Annotated in this window: 18 protein-coding genes and 1 pseudogene; 11 read left to right on the top strand and 8 right to left on the bottom strand. The window is 63.8% G+C overall.

The features are described 5' to 3' along the window. Window positions 1-68: 68 nt before the first annotated feature. Window positions 69-1539, top strand: a pseudogene (locus tag CIT25_RS04450) (MATE family efflux transporter). Window positions 1540-1548: 9 nt separating this feature from the next. Here CIT25_RS04450 and CIT25_RS04445 read toward each other — a convergent pair. Then, complete coding sequence (locus CIT25_RS04445) at window positions 1549-2718, bottom strand: MFS transporter (protein WP_095483357.1); 1170 nt, start codon at window positions 2716-2718, stop codon at window positions 1549-1551. A 161-nt stretch (window positions 2719-2879) separates the two neighbouring features. Here CIT25_RS04445 and CIT25_RS04440 point away from each other — a divergent pair, with 161 nt between their 5' ends. Continuing rightward, the gene (locus tag CIT25_RS04440) at window positions 2880-3455 is read left to right on the top strand and encodes a TMEM175 family protein (RefSeq protein WP_095483356.1); all 576 of its coding nucleotides are present in this window, start codon (window positions 2880-2882) and stop codon (window positions 3453-3455) included. A gap of 6 nt (window positions 3456-3461) precedes the next feature. Here CIT25_RS04440 and CIT25_RS04435 read toward each other — a convergent pair whose 3' ends face one another. Continuing rightward, a complete protein-coding gene (locus CIT25_RS04435) occupies window positions 3462-3743 on the bottom strand; it encodes a hypothetical protein (protein ID WP_029351415.1) in 282 nt (93 codons plus the stop codon). A gap of 133 nt (window positions 3744-3876) precedes the next feature. Here CIT25_RS04435 and CIT25_RS04430 point away from each other — a divergent pair, with 133 nt between their 5' ends. Next, on the top strand, window positions 3877-4743 hold the full coding sequence (locus tag CIT25_RS04430; protein WP_095483355.1) for an SDR family NAD(P)-dependent oxidoreductase: 867 nt from the start codon (window positions 3877-3879) through the stop codon (window positions 4741-4743). A gap of 3 nt (window positions 4744-4746) precedes the next feature. On the opposite strand, the gene CIT25_RS04425 is transcribed toward CIT25_RS04430, so the two are convergent. The 3 genes from CIT25_RS04425 to CIT25_RS04415 all read right to left on the bottom strand — a co-directional run bounded on the left by CIT25_RS04425 (window position 4747) and on the right by CIT25_RS04415 (window position 6496). Then, window positions 4747-5175, bottom strand: coding sequence for a low affinity iron permease family protein (locus CIT25_RS04425; RefSeq protein ID WP_164897887.1), 429 nt, complete (start codon window positions 5173-5175; stop codon window positions 4747-4749). 84 nt (window positions 5176-5259) lie between these two features. Continuing rightward, window positions 5260-5895, bottom strand: coding sequence for a DapH/DapD/GlmU-related protein (locus tag CIT25_RS04420; RefSeq protein ID WP_095483354.1), 636 nt, complete (start codon window positions 5893-5895; stop codon window positions 5260-5262). Window positions 5896-6001: 106 nt separating this feature from the next. After that, window positions 6002-6496: a CreA family protein gene (locus tag CIT25_RS04415; RefSeq protein WP_370453313.1), complete on the bottom strand. Its 495-nt coding sequence runs from the start codon at window positions 6494-6496 to the stop codon at window positions 6002-6004. Between the two features lie 209 nt (window positions 6497-6705). Between CIT25_RS04415 and CIT25_RS04410 the strand changes: the two genes are divergently transcribed. Then, window positions 6706-7284, top strand: a complete 579-nt coding sequence (locus CIT25_RS04410) for an SCO family protein (RefSeq protein WP_095483477.1) — start codon at window positions 6706-6708, stop codon at window positions 7282-7284. A gap of 65 nt (window positions 7285-7349) precedes the next feature. Next, on the top strand, window positions 7350-8222 hold the full coding sequence (locus CIT25_RS04405; protein ID WP_095483476.1) for a 50S ribosomal protein L11 methyltransferase: 873 nt from the start codon (window positions 7350-7352) through the stop codon (window positions 8220-8222). Between the two features lie 34 nt (window positions 8223-8256). Here CIT25_RS04405 and CIT25_RS04400 read toward each other — a convergent pair whose 3' ends face one another. After that, window positions 8257-8442 (bottom strand): hypothetical protein, encoded by a 186-nt coding sequence (locus CIT25_RS04400; protein ID WP_095483353.1) that lies wholly within the window; start codon window positions 8440-8442, stop codon window positions 8257-8259. A 271-nt stretch (window positions 8443-8713) separates the two neighbouring features. On the opposite strand from CIT25_RS04400, the gene CIT25_RS04395 reads away from it, so the two are divergent. The 6 genes from CIT25_RS04395 (at window position 8714) to CIT25_RS04370 (ending at window position 14794) form a co-directional block, all read left to right on the top strand. Beyond that, on the top strand, window positions 8714-10558 hold the full coding sequence (locus tag CIT25_RS04395) for an aminopeptidase P family protein (protein ID WP_095483352.1): 1845 nt from the start codon (window positions 8714-8716) through the stop codon (window positions 10556-10558). A gap of 217 nt (window positions 10559-10775) precedes the next feature. Then, window positions 10776-11324, top strand: coding sequence for an RNA polymerase sigma factor (locus CIT25_RS04390; protein ID WP_095483351.1), 549 nt, complete (start codon window positions 10776-10778; stop codon window positions 11322-11324). Next, window positions 11321-11725: a hypothetical protein gene (locus tag CIT25_RS04385; protein WP_095483350.1), complete on the top strand. Its 405-nt coding sequence runs from the start codon at window positions 11321-11323 to the stop codon at window positions 11723-11725. Before CIT25_RS04390 ends, CIT25_RS04385 begins: the two co-directional genes overlap by 4 nt. Further along, window positions 11722-12189, top strand: a complete 468-nt coding sequence (locus CIT25_RS04380) for a periplasmic heavy metal sensor (RefSeq protein ID WP_095483349.1) — start codon at window positions 11722-11724, stop codon at window positions 12187-12189. Before CIT25_RS04385 ends, CIT25_RS04380 begins: the two co-directional genes overlap by 4 nt. Before the next feature lie 73 nt (window positions 12190-12262). Then, window positions 12263-13633, top strand: a complete 1371-nt coding sequence (locus CIT25_RS04375; protein WP_245329760.1) for a DUF1800 domain-containing protein — start codon at window positions 12263-12265, stop codon at window positions 13631-13633. A gap of 21 nt (window positions 13634-13654) precedes the next feature. Next, the gene (locus CIT25_RS04370) at window positions 13655-14794 is read left to right on the top strand and encodes a DUF1501 domain-containing protein (protein ID WP_206072915.1); all 1140 of its coding nucleotides are present in this window, start codon (window positions 13655-13657) and stop codon (window positions 14792-14794) included. 24 nt (window positions 14795-14818) lie between these two features. Here the strand turns inward: CIT25_RS04370 and CIT25_RS04365 are convergent, their stop codons facing one another. Together CIT25_RS04365 and CIT25_RS04360 are read right to left on the bottom strand one after the other, a co-directional pair. Then, entirely contained in the window at window positions 14819-15115 is a 297-nt protein-coding gene (locus CIT25_RS04365; protein ID WP_095483346.1) for an AzlD family protein, read from the bottom strand. Next, complete coding sequence (locus CIT25_RS04360; protein ID WP_095483345.1) at window positions 15112-15840, bottom strand: AzlC family ABC transporter permease; 729 nt, start codon at window positions 15838-15840, stop codon at window positions 15112-15114. Before CIT25_RS04360 ends, CIT25_RS04365 begins: the two co-directional genes overlap by 4 nt. Window positions 15841-15897: the final 57 nt, after the last annotated feature.

Raw genomic sequence — 15897 nt, 5'->3', positions numbered from 1 at the left:
GCATGTGGAACAACCCTGCGATATCATCGCGGGCCTGATTCATATGGTCTTTTGCCGAGCTGCCCGCCATGGACGAGAAGATACCCGCGCGCCGGCGGACCGGCGACCTCACCAGTGGCCCCATCCCGCGCACGCTTCTGCTGTTCGCCCTGCCGGTGCTCGGTTCCAACGTGCTGCAGTCGCTCAATGGGTCGGTCAACGCCGTCTGGGTCGGCCGCTTCCTCGGCGAATCGGCGCTGACGGCCACGTCCAACGCCAATCTCGTGCTGTTTCTCATTCTCGGCACCGTTTTTGGCATCGGCATGGCGGCGACCATCCTGATCGCGCAATCGGTCGGCGCGTGACCTGCCCGAGGCCCGGCGCATCGTCGGCACCAGTGCCACCTTCTTCTTCGCCGTCTCGGTGGTGCTTGCGGTCTGCGGCTGGATCTGGGTCGACGCCATCCTCAATGCGCTGGGCACGCCATCCGATGCGCTGCCGCTAGCCCGCTCCTATCTGCGCATCATCTTCGTCGCCGTGCCGATGATGAACCTGCTCTCCTTCGTCATGACGGTGCTGCGCGGCGCCGGCGATTCGCGCACGCCCTTCATCTTCATGGCGCTGGCTGTGGTGCTCGACATCATCTTGAACCCGCTGCTCATCCGCGGCATCGGCCCGTTTCCCGAACTCGGTATCGCCGGATCGGCCACCTCGACGCTGATCGGACAGACGGTGAGCGTCGTCGCAATCCTGGTCGTGCTCTACGCGCGCAAGCATCCGTTGCGGCTGGCCGGCGCCAACCTCGCTCTGCTGCGGCCGGACCCGGCGCTGCTGCGCATCGTCGTTTTCAAGGGCGTGCCGATGGGCCTGCAGATGATCGTGATCTCGGCCGCGGCGCTGACGGTGATGGGCATCGTCAATTCCTACGGCTCGCAGGTCGCCGCCGCCTACGGCATCGCCGCGCAGCTCTGGACCTACATCCAGATGCCGGCGCTGGCGATCGGCGCCGCGGTCTCCTCGATGGCCGCGCAGAATGTCGGCGCCGGGCGCTGGGACCGCATCGGCCGCATCGCCATGTCAGGCGTTGCCTTCAACCTCGTCCTGACCGGCGCGCTGGTCGCTTTGCTTTTCGTCTTCGACCGCCCGGTGCTCGGCCTCTTCCTCAGCAGCGACAGTGCCGCAATCGACATCGCCACCCATATCAACAAGGTCGCGTCCTGGTCCTTCATCCTGTTCGGCGTCACCATCGTGCTCTTCGCCACGGTGCGCGCCACCGGCGCGGTGATGCCGCCGCTAATCATCCTGGTGATCTCGGTGCTTCTGGTGCGCACCAGCTTCGCCTATTTCTTCCGAAGCGTGATCGGCGAGGAAGCGCTGTGGTGGAGCTTTCCGGTCGGCTCGATCACCTCGCTCGCGCTGGCAGCGGCCTATTACCGCTTCGGCCGCTGGCGCACTATGCACATGATCGAGGACAGGCCGGCCGCCGGCGAGCCGCCGGACACCGGCCTCGGCGTGCCGCGCCAGCGCGCGCATCTTTCGCCCGAGACGCCGAACGGCTGAACGATCGGCTCACCGCGCATATCTGGCTCCGAATGCGAGCGCCACCAGGGAAAAGATCGTGATCATGCCGGCAAAGGCCAGGCTTGCCATTGTCGCGCTTATCACCGTCGACAGGATGCCAATACCGATGACCGGCAGCGCATTGCCGCAAAAGCAGCAGATAAAGAAGGCTGAGACCACTTCGGCGCGGCGGCTGGCCGGCGCGATCTGGTTGACCACTTGCAGGCCGCCACGATAGCCGAGCGCTGCCGCGACGCCGCAGAATGCAGTCGCGGCGATCATGATGGCCATCGCCACGACCAGGACGACGGTCGGGATCATCAGGGCCAAAGCCGCGAGCATGGTGCTGCGGCTCGAAAGGCGTGTCGTCACCAATATGGTGACGGCGGCCACGATCGCCATTTCGAAGAACAAGGCGCCGGCCAGGGCATGGTTGGTCACATGGAGCTGCTGCGCCAGTATGCTCGGCGCGAGCGCCGCGTAGAAACCGACCAGCGCCATGGCGCCGAAGCCGGTTACCGCTGGCGCCACGAAACCGGCGCGGATTTCACCAGGCACCGAGAACCGTGGCTGCATGGAGATATCGGCCAGTTTTCCCGGTTGTGAAATGGTTTCTCGCGTGCGCCAGACCAGCGCCGCGACAAGGGCAAGAACCGCCAGATAGACGACGAATGTCAGCCTTAGTGGCCACGGCGCATATTCGGCAAGCAGTCCCGCCGCCAGCGCACCAAGACCGAGACCAAAGAAATTGGTGCTGGTGGCAATGATGGCGGCACGTGATTTGTCGTCGGTAGCGACCAGCTCGGCGAGCCAGGCGGTGCCGGTTCCCGCACCGACGCCTATTCCCAAGCCGCTCAGAATCCGGGCGATGTCGAGCCACGCGACGTTTTCGGCGAACAGGAAAAACAGCGCGCTGACGACCGCCACCGCCATTGCCGCCAGGGCGGCCGGCCGGCGGCCGATGACATCCGACACGCGCCCGAACATCAAAAGCGCCGCCAGGTTACCCAAGACATAAACGGCATAGACCAGGGTAAGGGTGATCTGCGAGAAGCCGAACGCCTGTTTGTAGATGACGTAAAGCGGCGTCAGCACCGTGCTGCCGGCGAAAAGAACTGCGATCATGGCAGCAACGGCGGCCATTGCCGCCCTGCCGCCGAGCTCGTTATCGCGCGTCATGGCATCATTTCGACCTCCAGTTGTCAGGGAATCGTGACGCTAACGCCTGTTTCGGGCCAGGTGTTCCCCTCCTCGGACGTGCTCCTGACAGGTTTGGCGGTATTGCCGGTGGCGCTGCGCGAAATCATCTTTTAACTTCAGCGCATTGGTAAGGAGAATCCATGGGCAAGGGACGGGTCGAGGCATTTACCGATGGCGTCATGGCCATCATCATCACCATCATGGTGCTGGAATTGAAGGTGCCGCATAGCGCGGAATTTTCCGCGCTGGCACCTCTATGGCCCACTTTTCTCAGCTATGTGCTGTCCTTCATCTATGTCGGCATCTACTGGAACAATCTGCACAACATGTTCCACACCGTGCAGCGCGTCGATGGCCGCGTGCTGTGGGCCAATCTGCATCTGCTGTTCTGGCTGTCGTTGATGCCCGTGACCACCGCCTTCATGGGTGAAAACCATTTCGCGCCGGTGCCTGTCGCCGTTTACGGTGTTGTCCTGGCGCTTTGCGCGGCCGCCTACTTCATTCTGGTCGTCATGCTGCATCGGCTGCATGGCAACGACACTGCCTTCGCCAGAGCGGTAGGCACCGACCGCAAGGAAAAGATCTCGGTGGTCCTCTACATCGCCGCCATTCCGCTGACCTTCGTCAATCAATGGATCAGCGTCGCGCTCTATGTGCTGGTTGCCATTATCTGGTTCGTGCCGGACAAGCGGTTCGAAAAGCAGATCGAAAAATAGGTCTGCCTAGCCTCGCATCGCTTTCAGCTTTTCCGCCACCGAGGCAGCAAGATCGGCGTAGCGTTCCTCCAGCCGCTCGGCCGCCTTGATCACCGAAAAATCATGGCCGAATTTTTCCAGCGCCATGCGCAGCTTCTCGACGAACTCCGCCTGTTTTTCGAGCGCCGAAAACAGCGTCTTCACTTGCGCTTCGCTGATGTCGGGATTGGCAAGCATTTGCGGCACTTCGCGGCTCATCTGGTCGCCGGTAGCGGTCTGTTCTTTCAGGATCTCGATCCAGTCGGTCAATCGGTAAATCTCCTTTTTGTCAGGACAGCATGCGCAGCGCCTGCCGATGTGGTCAACCCAAGGGCGCCAAAGCGGGCTTGCGCGAGCCCCTTGCCGCGTTAAGTTCGGCGCAACTTGAACGAGGACAATCGCCATGACCACCGACGCCGAAATCCAGACCGCTTTGCCTGCGCTAGCCTCCGGCAACGTTGCCGTCATCACCGGCAGCGCCAGCGGCATCGGCCTTGCCGCGGCCAAGCGGCTGGCGGCGATGGGCCTGAAAATCGTGCTGGCCGATATCGGTGGCGCGCGGCTCGACGAGGCTGCCCGCGCCATTGCCACGATTGCCGGCGATAACGCGGTGCTTGCTGTCGCCACCGATGTCTCGAAGGCCGACGAACTAGACCTGCTGGCCGAAAAGGCATTCGGTGCCTTCGGCGAGGTGTCTTTGTTGATGAACAATGCCGGCGTCGGCAACAATCCCGGCAAACCCTGGGAGAACCGCGACGCCTGGAAGCGGCTGCTGGACATCAATTTCTGGGGCGTCGTCCATGGCGTCGAGGCCTTTGCGCCGGGCATGCTGGCGGCCGGCAGGCCAGGCCTGATCGTCAACACCGGCTCCAAGCAAGGCATCACCACGCCGCCTGGCAACCTTGCCTACAACGTCTCCAAATCAGGCGTGAAGACCTTCACCGAAGGCCTGGCACACGCGCTGCGCAACGAGCCTGGCGCAAAGGTTGCGGCGCATCTGCTCATTCCGGGATTCACTTTTACCGGCCTGACCGAGGGCGCGACCGAAAAACCCGCCGGTGCCTGGACAGGCGAGCAGGTGATCGACTTCATGCTGACCTCGCTGGTGCGCGGCGATTTCTACATCCTGTGCCCCGATAACGAGGCGACACGGCCGGTGGACGAAAGGCGCATGGCCTGGGCGATCGGCGACATCATCGAGAACCGCCCTGCTCTGTCGCGCTGGCACCCGGAGCACAAGGACGCTTTCGCGGCGTTCATGGAAAGCTGACGCTTACGCCGCACGTGTCTTCGAGCCGCGCTTTTGCGCAGCGGCTTTCTTGACCGCCGCATCGGCGATCTTCTGGTCATGCCGTTTCGCCGCCTGTTCACATTTTTTGCGGATCTCCTCGACCTCGGATTCGGTCAGATGCTCGATGCCGATAAAAGTATTGTGAGCTTTGCCGGCCCGGATCAACTCGTCGAGTTTCGTCTGAATCGCCGTGCCATCGCGGTTCTGGGTGTTCTGGATGAGGAACACCATCAGGAAGGTGACGATCGTCGTGCCGGTATTGATGACGAGTTGCCACGTATCGGAAAAGCCGAAAATCGGCCCGCTTATCGCCCAGGCCATGATGATCAGGCAGCAGATGGCGAATGTCGACGGCAGACCGGCGAGATGGGCGACGTAGTTGGCGATCTTCGTGAAACGCTTCTCTATCATGGCAGGGAGAAACAACCGGCAACCGCTCCGGGTTCCCTTGCAAGGAGGGATTTCACGGATAAAACTGTGCACGCTCCCGCAAGATCAGGGTATTTCCCAGCGGTCGAGGAAAATCTCGATGGACAGCGCCTGCATGTCGGGGACCGCCTTGGCCAGTTTCTCGACCGGCCAGTCCCACCAGGCAAGACGTTCGATCCGCGCGGCGATGTCCGCCGCGAAGCGTTGGCGCAATTGCCTGGCCGGAACGCCGGCGAAAATCGCATAGGCAGGAACGTCGCGCGTCACCACCGCATTGGCGCCGATGATCGCGCCATTGCCGATGGTCACATCAGGCATGATCACCGCGCCATGGCCGATCCAGACATCGTGGCCGATGCTGACGGATTGCGCCCGGCGCCGTTCCCGGAAAGCCGCGTCGACGCCCAGCCAGCGAAAATACTCGTTCGGGCGGTAGCTGACCTTGTGCTGGGTCAGCCGCTCAATCGGATGCTCCAGCGCGTTGATGCGGCTGTTGGCGGCGATCGAACAGAACTTGCCGATGGTCGTGTAGATCGCCTCGGCGTGGCGCTCGAAATAGGAGAAATCGCCCACTATGACTTCACGCAAGATGACCCGCTCGCCGATCGAGGCGTAGCGTCCAAGCTTGCACGCCTTCAGCTCCGCGGTCGGGTGGATACGCGGCTCGGGGTCTTTCAGGACGAGGTTTTCGGGGCGGTCCATGCCGCGGCTTTACCCCCGCGCGATTGCTCCTGCAAGGCGGGAGCAATTGTCGCGTCGCCGATTGGTCCCGCAAGCGGGACCAATCGTCCGTCGCCTGTACCAGAGCCTATTTTGGCTTGCCGTTGGTCCACACCACGTTCTGGCCGTAGAGCGGCACGGTGGTGACCGACATTTTCGCCGAACCGTCCTGCACCTGGCGCGAGTGCGACAGATAGATCAAGGTCTCATTGGCTTTGTCGTAGATGCGGTTCACCACCTGCTTCTTCCAGATCAGGCTGATGCCTTGCTTGAAAACCTCCTCGCCGGCCTCGCTCATGTCGATCTCGCTGATGGTGATCGGCCCGGTCTGACGGCAGGAGATCGAGGAATCGGACGGATCCTCGAACCAGTTGCCCTTTTGCAAGCGATCGATCACGCCGCGGTCGAAATAGGAGACGTGGCAGGTCACGCCTTCGACCTTGGGGTCCTTGATTGCCTCGACGATGATGTCGTTGCCTAGCCAGTCGACGCCGACCTTGCCGACCTCCTGGGCGAAAGCCGCACCAGCACCGATGACAAGGCATGCGGCCAAAGCGCCGCCGATCAGTTTTCGCCCAATCAGTCCTTGCAAGGAAGCCTCCTGCGGTTCGAGTTTTGCCGACCTCAGGTGGGACCGGCGGCAGCGCTTTGCAAGCGGATCATTTTTTGACAGGAATGCCGGTTGCGGCAACGCGACATCTTTGCGCGCGCGAGATCAAACCGTTAAGAGTGTTCGCCGAACCAGCTTGCGCCGATACGGCGCCAATGAAAATCACGACGGACACCCAATTGATGATGCGTTCGATACTGGTCGGCATTCTTGTCCTGATGGCAGCAGGCATCGGCTGGCTCACCTTCGACTGGTACCGCGGGCACTATGGCGGCGAGCCGTTCGGCGCGCCGTTCACGCTGGTCGACCAGAAGGGCGCTCCGGTCACCGAGGCTGCCTTTCGCGGCCACCCCAGCGTCGTCTTCTTCGGCTTCACCCATTGCCCGGAGGTCTGCCCGACCACGCTGTTCGAACTGGCCGGCTGGCTGAAGACGATGGGTGACGACGGCAAGAACGTGCACGCCTATTTCGTCTCGGTGGACCCGGAACGCGACACACCCGAAATCATGAACGCCTATATCAGCAATTTCTCCGACCGCATCCTCGGCATCACCGGCGATCCTGACAAGGTCCACGCGATGGCCAAATCCTTCGGCATCTATTCGAAAAAGGTCGATACCGACAACGGCGACTACACGATGGACCACACCGCGTCGGTGCTGCTGCTCAACGCCAGGGGCGACTTCGCCGGCACCATCGCCTATGGCGAAAGCCCGGACACCGCCATCGCCAAGCTCAAGCGGCTGGCGGCGGAAGGTTAGAGCATGATCCCGAAAAGTGAGACCGGTTTTCGGAAAAGATCATGCTCAAACAAAAACATCGTTTGATGACCCAAACGCGGCTTTATTTCACCACTGGAAAGATCGAGGCCGACCGTATCTTCGCGGCGTTCGAGACGGCCTTCGAGGACGAGGGTCTGCCGATTGCCATCCTCGAAGTCGATGAGGATCGCGACATCCACGAAGTGTCGCTCTATGCCGACGGCGATGTCGATGCCGTCGAGGCGCGTGTGGAAGAGATTCTTGCCGGGCTTGCCCTGTCGAGGCCGATTGCGCGCGAGCCCGTGCCTGATATCGACTGGGTAACGCGTTCGCTGGAGGGACTGAAGCCGGTGCGCGCTGGCCGTTTCTTCGTCCATGGCGCGCATGACCGCAGGAAGCGCCACAGCGGCGAGCTCGCCATCGAGATCGAAGCGGGCCTCGCCTTCGGCACCGGCCATCACGGCACCACCGCCGGTTGCCTTGAAATGCTGGAACAGGTCGTGCGGCGCGAGCGCCCACGCAATGCGCTCGACCTCGGCACCGGCAGTGCCGTGCTGGCGATCGCGGTAGCCAAGCTCGCCCACATCCCGGTGCTGGCGACCGACATCGACCCTGTCGCCATAAAGGTCGCCGCCGCCAATGCGCGGCTCAACCATGTCAAAGCGCTCGTCGAAGCGGTGACGGCTCCGGGCTTCCACCACCCGATCTTTGCCGCGCGCGGCCCCTTCGACCTCATCGTCGCCAACATACTGGCGCGGCCGCTGATGCGGCTGGCGCCCGAAATGGCCGGGCATGTCACCTTGGGCGGCTCGATCGTGCTATCAGGCATCCTCGACCGGCAGCGCGACGCAGTGATCTCGGCCTATGTCGGCCAGCGGTTCCGCCATGTCAGGACGTTGCACCGCGAGGGCTGGGTGACGATCCACCTCAAGCGGTGACGCGCAGCGCCTTCAAACGCAAGCGGCAAGTCGCTCAGACGTAGGGCGATCTTGCCGCCTTCCTCAGCTCTTCGCGATCGTAGCCGTGCGCTTTCAGCGTTTCGTCGTCAAAGCCAAGCAGAACGCCGCTCACATAGCGGCTCGCTTCGCGCTGGCGCGCTTCGATGAGAGCGTTCATGGCGCTTCGGAAAAATCCGCGTCTGGCTGAAATCGTGGACATGATGGTCTCCTTTGCAGTGCAATAAGAGTCGTTCCTCCACTCCAAAAAGGTAAGCTCTGCTGACCTATTTGAAAATCGCTGATTCTGCATGGCGTCTATGCGCAAAAGCGATGCTGCTGGACCAAATCCCGTCGGTTGTCAGGCGGCTGATGCTGTAGCACTTTGATCTTGCGCTGATTTTCTCCGAACCGAAGATCAGCCCAGCAAAAGTCGATTCCGATTTTCGGGGTCATGCGCTACGGTCGCGCCAGCATCCGAGGAGAGCCCCGTCATGTTCCAGACTTTTGATTCCGCCGGCGACCCAGCCGTCGGCAAGCCGCGGGTGGCGCTGCTGCGTCAATGGCTGGCGGCCAACGACCTGGATGGCTTCATCGTGCCGCGTGCCGATGAGCATCAGGGCGAATATGTCGCCGACCGCTCGGCACGGCTGAAATGGCTGACCGGCTTCAGCGGCTCGGCCGGCATCACCATCGTGCTCGGCGGCCGCGCCGTCATGTTCGTCGACGGACGCTATACGCTGCAGGTGCGCCAGGAAGTCGATCTCGACATCTTCTCGATCGAAAGCCTGGTCGACAATCCGCCCGCCACCTGGATCAAGGACAATCTCGGCAAGGGCGTGCGGCTTGGCTTCGATCCGTGGCTGCAGACGATCGGCGACGTGAAAGCGCTGAAAGCTTCGGCCGAAAAATCGGGGGCGGTTTTGGTGCCGCTCGAGAAGAATCCAATCGACGCCATCTGGAAGGACCAGCCCGAACCACCGTTGGCGCCGGTCGAGCTCCATCCGATCGCCTTTGCCGGCGAACTGGCCAAGGACAAGCTGGCGCGGCTGGCGTCGGCCATCGGCAAGGACGGCGCCACCCATGCCGTGCTGACCGACCCGTCCTCCATCGCCTGGGCCTTCGACATCCGCGGCGGCGACGTGCCGCATACGCCGCTGGCGCTCGGCTTCGCTGTGCTCGCCGCCGACGGGTCGCACCAGCTTTTCATGGACCAGCGCAAGTTTTCGCGCACCGTCGCAGCTTATCTGACGCAGCTTGCTGAACTGCACGAACCCCGTGACTTCGAAGCGGCGATCGCGGCTCTGGCCAAGGGCGGTGCAAAAATCGCGCTGGACCCGGTGCTGGCGGCGGAGAAGCTCAGCATGCTGGTCGAGGACAATGGCGGCACCGTCATATCGGCGCCCGATCCAGCCCGCATTCCACGCGCCACGAAAAACCAGGCCGAGATCAACGGCGCCCGCGCCGCGCATCGCCGCGATGGCGCCGCCGTGGCCAAGCTGCTCTGCTGGCTCGACCGCCAGAAACCCGGCAAGCTCGACGAAATCGCCGTCGTCACCAAGCTCGAGGAGTGCCGCCGCAGCACCGGCGAGGAAACGCAGATGCTGTTGCGCGACGTGTCCTTCGACACGATCTCGGGCGCCGGTCCGAACGGCGCCATCATGCACTACCGCGTTTCCCGCGCCACCAGCCGAAAGCTTCAGTCTGGCGAGCTGTTCCTGCTCGATTCCGGCGGGCAGTATCAGGACGGCACCACCGACATCACCCGCACTGTGCCGATCGGCAAGCCGACCGAGGAAATGCGCGAACGCTTCACGCTGGTGCTGAAGGGCATGATCGGCATTTCCATGCTGCGCTTTCCCCCGGGCACGCGCGGCTCCGAAATCGATGCCGTGGCGCGTCTTGCCCTGTGGAGACATGGCTGCGATTTCGCCCACGGCACCGGCCACGGCGTCGGCTCCTATCTGGCCGTTCACGAAGGCCCGCAACGCATCGCCAAGACCGGCACTGAGAAGCTGCTGGCGGGCATGATCCTCTCCAACGAGCCGGGCTACTACAAGGAAGGCTCTTACGGCATCCGCATCGAGAATCTCATCCTGGTGACGCCGGCCGAACCGATAGAGGGCGGCGACATCACCATGCACGGCTTCGAAACGCTGACGCTGGCTCCGATCGACACCAGGCTGGTGCGCACCGACCTGTTGACGCGTGACGAGCTGCACTGGCTCGACCAATACCACGCACGCGTGCTGGCCGAGATCGGACCGATGCTCGATGGCGAGACGCTGGCCTGGCTGGAAAAGGCAACCGCACCGCTGCCGCACGACCAGAAGATCTGATTTTCGGAAAGGTGGTGGGGTCAGCTATCGCCCCCTAAACGGACATCTGGCTCTCGATGTCGCGCCAATGGTGTGCCACCAGACTGGGGCCATGTCTGTCCCCCAAGCACGGGTCGCCGACGGATTTCGCATTGAAACCCGTTGAAGACACATAGCGGGTGCAGGATGACGGTCGTGTCAGCAGAAGGTCTGGCGTGGTGGAACGAGAAGGCAAAGCGTGGGCGAGACCGACGAGCGGCTGCTGGCGCTGATCGCGCAAAACAATGCGGCTGCGGTGGAAGCCATGGTCGAGCGCAAGCTGCCGCGGCTGATCCGTCTCGCCACGCGAATGCTGGGCGACCGCGGCGAGGCAGAGGACATCGCGCAGGAGACCTTCTTGCGCATCTGGCGGGCGGCTCCGGGCTGGCGCGCCGGCGAGGCGAAGTTCGACACCTGGCTGCATCGCGTCGCACTCAATCTCTGCTACGACCGGCTGCGCAGGCGGCGGGAGACGCCGGTGGCGGAACTTCCCGATCGCCCCGATGAACGACCGGGCGCGGAAGCGGATATGCTCGCGGCCGACGATCAGCACCAGGTGCGGCGCGCTCTGGCCGAGCTGCCGGAGCGCCAGCGCGAGGCGATCGTGCTGCAGTATTATCAGGAGCTTTCGAACGGCGATGCCGCAGAGGTCATGGGAATCAGCATTGAAGCATTGGAAAGCCTCTTGTCGCGGGCGCGGCGGCAGTTGCGCTCCAGGCTCGGACGAGACAGGGACGAAATGACATGACTCCAGAGAGGTTTTCCGCGCTCGTTGCCGCCTATGGCGGGTCGCCGCAGCGCTGGCCTGAAAACGAGCGGGCGGCGGCGCTGGACTTCATCGCCGCCTACCCGACTCAAGCCGAAGTCGCACTTGCACCGGCGGCGGAGCTCGACGATCTGCTGTCGCGCCATCGCGTCGCAGCTCCGGACGGCGCGCACGCGCGAAGGATCATTGCCACGGCGCCGTCTGCGCTGTGGCGCCGCACACGGCTCATCTGGCAGTGTGCCGGGTTGGCCGGCATCGGACTGGCGGGCGCACTAGCCGGTGTGCTGACAGTCGCCGTGCTGTTGTCGCTCAACAGCGCCCCTGACGATGGTGACGCCTATGCGCTGACCGCATTCGGCGACATGCAAGGGGATGTGCAATGAGCGAACGCAGCATCAGGATCCTGCTTGCCGTCTCGCTGGCGCTCAACATCTTCGTGCTCGGCGCCGCTGCCGGAGCTGGCTACATGTGGCAGGCGCAGGAGGGGCAGCGCGACGGGGCGGGCGACCAGCGCGGCCTGCGCTTCGCCGCAGCCGGCCTGTCGCCCGAACAGCGCAAGGCGTTCCGCCAGGCGCTCGCCGAGGCGCGGCGCCAGTCGGCTGCCGACATCGAAGCAGCTCGGGCCGGCCGCGAGGAGGTCGCGCGCCTGATCGAGGCTGAGCCGATCGACGCAGCGGCGATCAATGCGACGCTCGCCTCGGTCCGGCAAGCCGATATGGCGCTACGCGGCCGGCTCGAACAGGCAATCGTGACCTTCGCGACGGGATTGACGCCAGCCGACAGGGCTCGGCTTGTCGACGGCCTGCGCGGCCGCACCAACATGCTGCGCCGAGCGCACGAAAAATAGAGCCGGAAATAGCGACGGATTCCGGTCACCGCCGCGTTGAAGCCTCTGAAAAGCAATGCTGACGGAGGCACGATTGGCACGTCCAAGCGAGGTCGCGGTTGCGCTCAACCGCTTCGGCCTGGGCGCCCGGCCCGACGACGAGGCGCCTGCCGACCCGAAATCCTGGTTGGTAGCGCAGTTCGAAAACTACGACGCAAACCCAGCCGTCTTTTCCGGTGCGCAGGACTCGGCCACACTCGGTGCCGGCTATGCCGAGGCGATGCTCGAGGCCAAAGACGCCGACCGGGCCGCAAAGATGGCCGCCCGCAAGACGGCGCGCCAGAAGGCTCAAGCGCTTTATCGCGACGAGGTCGACACGCGAGCACGCGCGGCGCTCGAAACATCGACCCCCTTCGTCGAACGGCTCGTGCATTTCTGGTCGAACCATTTCGCCATCTCGGCGGAGAAACCGCAGGTGACCCTGATCGCCGGCGCCTTCGAGCGCGAGGCGATCCGCCCGCATGTGCTCGGCCACTTCGAGGATATGCTGCTCGCCGCCGAGCGCCACCCGGCGATGCTGTTCTATCTCGACCAGGTGCGCTCGATCGGTCCCAACTCAAGATTTGCCAGCCGCGCCGCAAAACGCATCGCCAAGCGCAAGCCCGGCATCAACGAGAACCTGGCCCGCGAAATCATGGAACTGCACACACTCGGCGTGCGCTCCGGCTACAGCCAGACCGACGTGACCGAATTCGCGCTGGCCCTGACCGGTTTCAGCACCGGGCGCGCTCAAGAGCGAGGCCAGGCTGGCGCCTTCACCTTTCGACCTGGGCTGCATGAGCCAGGCGAACGCACGATCATGGGCAAGACCTACCACCAGAGCGGTGAGAAACAGGCGCTTGCCGTGCTGAGCGACCTCGCGGCGGCCGAAGCGACCGCAACGCACATCGCGACCAAGCTGGCGCGCCACTTCATCGCCGACGAGCCGCCGGCAGCGGTCGTGACGCGGCTCGCCGAAGCCTTTCGCCGGTCGAAGGGCGATCTCGTCGCCGTCTACCGCGCGCTCATCGACAGTCCAGAAGCTTGGCAGCCGGCGGCGGCCAAGTTCAAGACGCCGTGGGAATGGACGATCTCGGCGCTGCGCGGCCTGGGCCGCAGCGACATCGGCAAGCCGCGCCTGGCGCAACTGCTCAACCAGATCGGCCAACCGGTGTGGCGGCCGCGTTCGCCGGCTGGCTATGATGACGTTGCCGGGAGCTGGGCCGCGCCCGACGCACTGGTGCGCCGGGTCGAGGCGGCGCAGCGCCTCGCCGCGCAGAGTGGCGACATCGATCCGCGAGATCTCGCGCGAAAACTCTTTGCCGGCTCACTCAGCGAACTGACGGTGGCCGAGATCGACCGCGCCGAGAGCCGGCGCACCGGCATCGCGCTGCTGCTCGTGTCGCCCGACTTCCAACGAAGATGATTTCCAGAGGAGATGACCAACATGAAACGCCGTCAATTCCTCACTCTCGCCGGCGCCGGCCTCGGCTCGATGCTGATTGCGCCGCGCATCGTCTTCGCCAATGTGGAAACCGATCGCCGCTTCGTTTTCATCATCCAGCGCGGCGCCGCGGACGGGTTGAACACGATCATTCCCTATGCCGAGCCCGCCTACCGCACACTGCGCGGCCCATTGGCAATCGACAATCCGATAAAGCTCGACGGCACGTTTGGCCTGCATCCTTCGCTCACCGGGCTTCGCAAGCTGCATCAGGACAAGCAGGCACTGTTCGTCCACGCGGTCGCTTCGCCCTATCGCGAGCGCTCGCATTTCGACGGTCAAAACGTGCTCGAAAGCGGCGGCACCTCGCCCTATGAACGCAAGGACGGTTGGCTAAACCGGCTGGTCGGCATGCTGCCTAAGTCTCGCGGCGAAGCGATCGCTTTTGCACCGACCATCCCGCTGGCGCTACGAGGCCAGGCGGACGTCACCTCCTATGCGCCATCCGCTCTGCCAGAGGCGCCGGACGACCTGATGATGCGCGTCGGCAAGCTCTATGACGCCGACGAACAGCTGCATGCGCTGTGGAGCAGCGCGATGGAGACACGAGCGCTTGGCGCAGTGAATGCGCAGCGCAAGGACGCGGCGAGCGTCGGCCGCACCGCTGCGGGCTTCCTCTCCAAGGCCGACGGACCGCGCGTTGCCATGATCGAAACCAGCGGCTGGGACACGCATAGCGGCCAGCAAGGCAGGCTAGCCAATCAGCTCAGAGCGCTCGACGCGCTCATTGATGCGTTGCACGTTGGGCTCGGCGACGATTGGAACGATACGACCGTGCTGGCCGCCACTGAGTTCGGCCGCACTGCCGCCGTCAACGGCACTGGCGGCACCGACCACGGTACGGCATCGGCCGCGATGCTCGCTGGCGGGGCGGTGAATGGCGGGCGGGTGCTGGCCGACTGGCCGGGGCTATCGACCAGTGCGCTCCACCAAGGACGCGACCTTGCACCGACACTCGACCTCGACGCTCTGATTGCGGTGACGGCCGCCGAAACGTTTGGTTTCGATCCGGAAGAGACGATGCGCACGCTCTTTGCAGGAGGTCGATTCGACCCCGCGATCTCCGACATCGTGCGCAAGTAGGACCGGCCTACTCAGTCGGTCCAGTCACCCGACGAACTGCCGGGCGAGGATCAGCACGGCGGCACCGGCCAAAAACATCGCCATAAGCCCGCCGCGCAGCGAGACCAGCCCGGCGACGATCAATGCCGCCCATTCCGTCGGCCCGGCGCTCAGCGCTGCCGGCGCGACCAGAGTGGTCAGCACCGCCGCCGGCACCGCATTCAGCCCGGCCTCGACGCGCGGATGGATATTTTCGAAGCGCGAGATCACCAGATGTCCGCCGATGCGGGTGAGATAGGTGGCGATCGCACCGGCGATGATGATCCACAAGGTCGTGCTCATGGCCGCGCCTCGACACCACTGTGATGCGGCGGCAGGATGACCGCGAGCAGCACGCCGGCCACGGCGCCAATGGAGACGTGCCAGGGCGAGCCCACCGTCTTGTAGGCGATGATGGAGGCAGCAGCACTTGCGACGACCACCGGCAGCCACAGCGGCCGTTTGCGAAAGCTCATGACCAGTCCGAGAAAATAGATCGGCAGCAGGAAATCGATGCCCAGCGCATGCGTATCGGGAATGAGCTTGCCGAACATCGCGCCGAGCGCGCTTTCGGTTACCCAGAACACATAGACCGGCAGTCCAAGCCCCATGTACCAGGCGAAGCCGACCGTCTCGCCGGCTTCCGCCTTATGCTCAGCCACCGCGAACTGCGGATCGGTGAGCAGGAAATAGCCTACCGCTTGCTGGATCAGCGGCCAGTGCGCGATGCGCCGGCCGATACCGGCGGAATAAAGCACATGGCGGAAATTCACGGCGAAGATCGACAGCACGATCAGCCATGGCGCGACATGCTGCCCGAACAATTCGATACCCACCATCTGGCTGGCGCCGCCGTAGACCATGGCGCTCATCAGGACGGCTTCAAGCACCGAAAAACCATTGTCGACGGCAAGCGCACCGAACAGCAGCCCGAACGGCGCCGCCGCCACCACGACGGGCATCGAGAGCCGCACGCCTTGCCAGAAATCGCTTTTCGCACCGTTTTCGGAGATTGCTTCCGCCGACATCCGTCGCTCCTGGGGAACCATTCTTTGGAGAAAGGCCGTATGTAGGGAGAGCCGCCT

It is taken from the genome of Mesorhizobium mediterraneum (genome assembly GCF_002284565.1).
Taxonomy (GTDB): domain Bacteria; phylum Pseudomonadota; class Alphaproteobacteria; order Rhizobiales; family Rhizobiaceae; genus Mesorhizobium; species Mesorhizobium mediterraneum.
This window is presented reverse-complemented; position numbering and strand designations above follow the sequence as displayed.

Coding starts and splice junctions, on each gene's coding strand:
- CIT25_RS04405 (WP_095483476.1), top strand. CDS start 7,350: ATGACCCAAACGCGGCTTTATTTCACCACTGGAAAGATCGAGGCCGAC.
- CIT25_RS04385 (WP_095483350.1), top strand. CDS start 11,321: ATGACTCCAGAGAGGTTTTCCGCGCTCGTTGCCGCCTATGGCGGGTCG.
- CIT25_RS04440 (WP_095483356.1), top strand. CDS start 2,880: ATGGGCAAGGGACGGGTCGAGGCATTTACCGATGGCGTCATGGCCATC.
- CIT25_RS04420 (WP_095483354.1), bottom strand. CDS start 5,895: ATGGACCGCCCCGAAAACCTCGTCCTGAAAGACCCCGAGCCGCGTATC.
- CIT25_RS04360 (WP_095483345.1), bottom strand. CDS start 15,840: ATGTCGGCGGAAGCAATCTCCGAAAACGGTGCGAAAAGCGATTTCTGG.
- CIT25_RS04430 (WP_095483355.1), top strand. CDS start 3,877: ATGACCACCGACGCCGAAATCCAGACCGCTTTGCCTGCGCTAGCCTCC.
- CIT25_RS04395 (WP_095483352.1), top strand. CDS start 8,714: ATGTTCCAGACTTTTGATTCCGCCGGCGACCCAGCCGTCGGCAAGCCG.
- CIT25_RS04365 (WP_095483346.1), bottom strand. CDS start 15,115: ATGAGCACGACCTTGTGGATCATCATCGCCGGTGCGATCGCCACCTAT.
- CIT25_RS04410 (WP_095483477.1), top strand. CDS start 6,706: ATGATGCGTTCGATACTGGTCGGCATTCTTGTCCTGATGGCAGCAGGC.
- CIT25_RS04445 (WP_095483357.1), bottom strand. CDS start 2,718: ATGACGCGCGATAACGAGCTCGGCGGCAGGGCGGCAATGGCCGCCGTT.
- CIT25_RS04400 (WP_095483353.1), bottom strand. CDS start 8,442: ATGTCCACGATTTCAGCCAGACGCGGATTTTTCCGAAGCGCCATGAAC.
- CIT25_RS04370 (WP_206072915.1), top strand. CDS start 13,655: ATGAAACGCCGTCAATTCCTCACTCTCGCCGGCGCCGGCCTCGGCTCG.
- CIT25_RS04380 (WP_095483349.1), top strand. CDS start 11,722: ATGAGCGAACGCAGCATCAGGATCCTGCTTGCCGTCTCGCTGGCGCTC.
- CIT25_RS04425 (WP_164897887.1), bottom strand. CDS start 5,175: ATGATAGAGAAGCGTTTCACGAAGATCGCCAACTACGTCGCCCATCTC.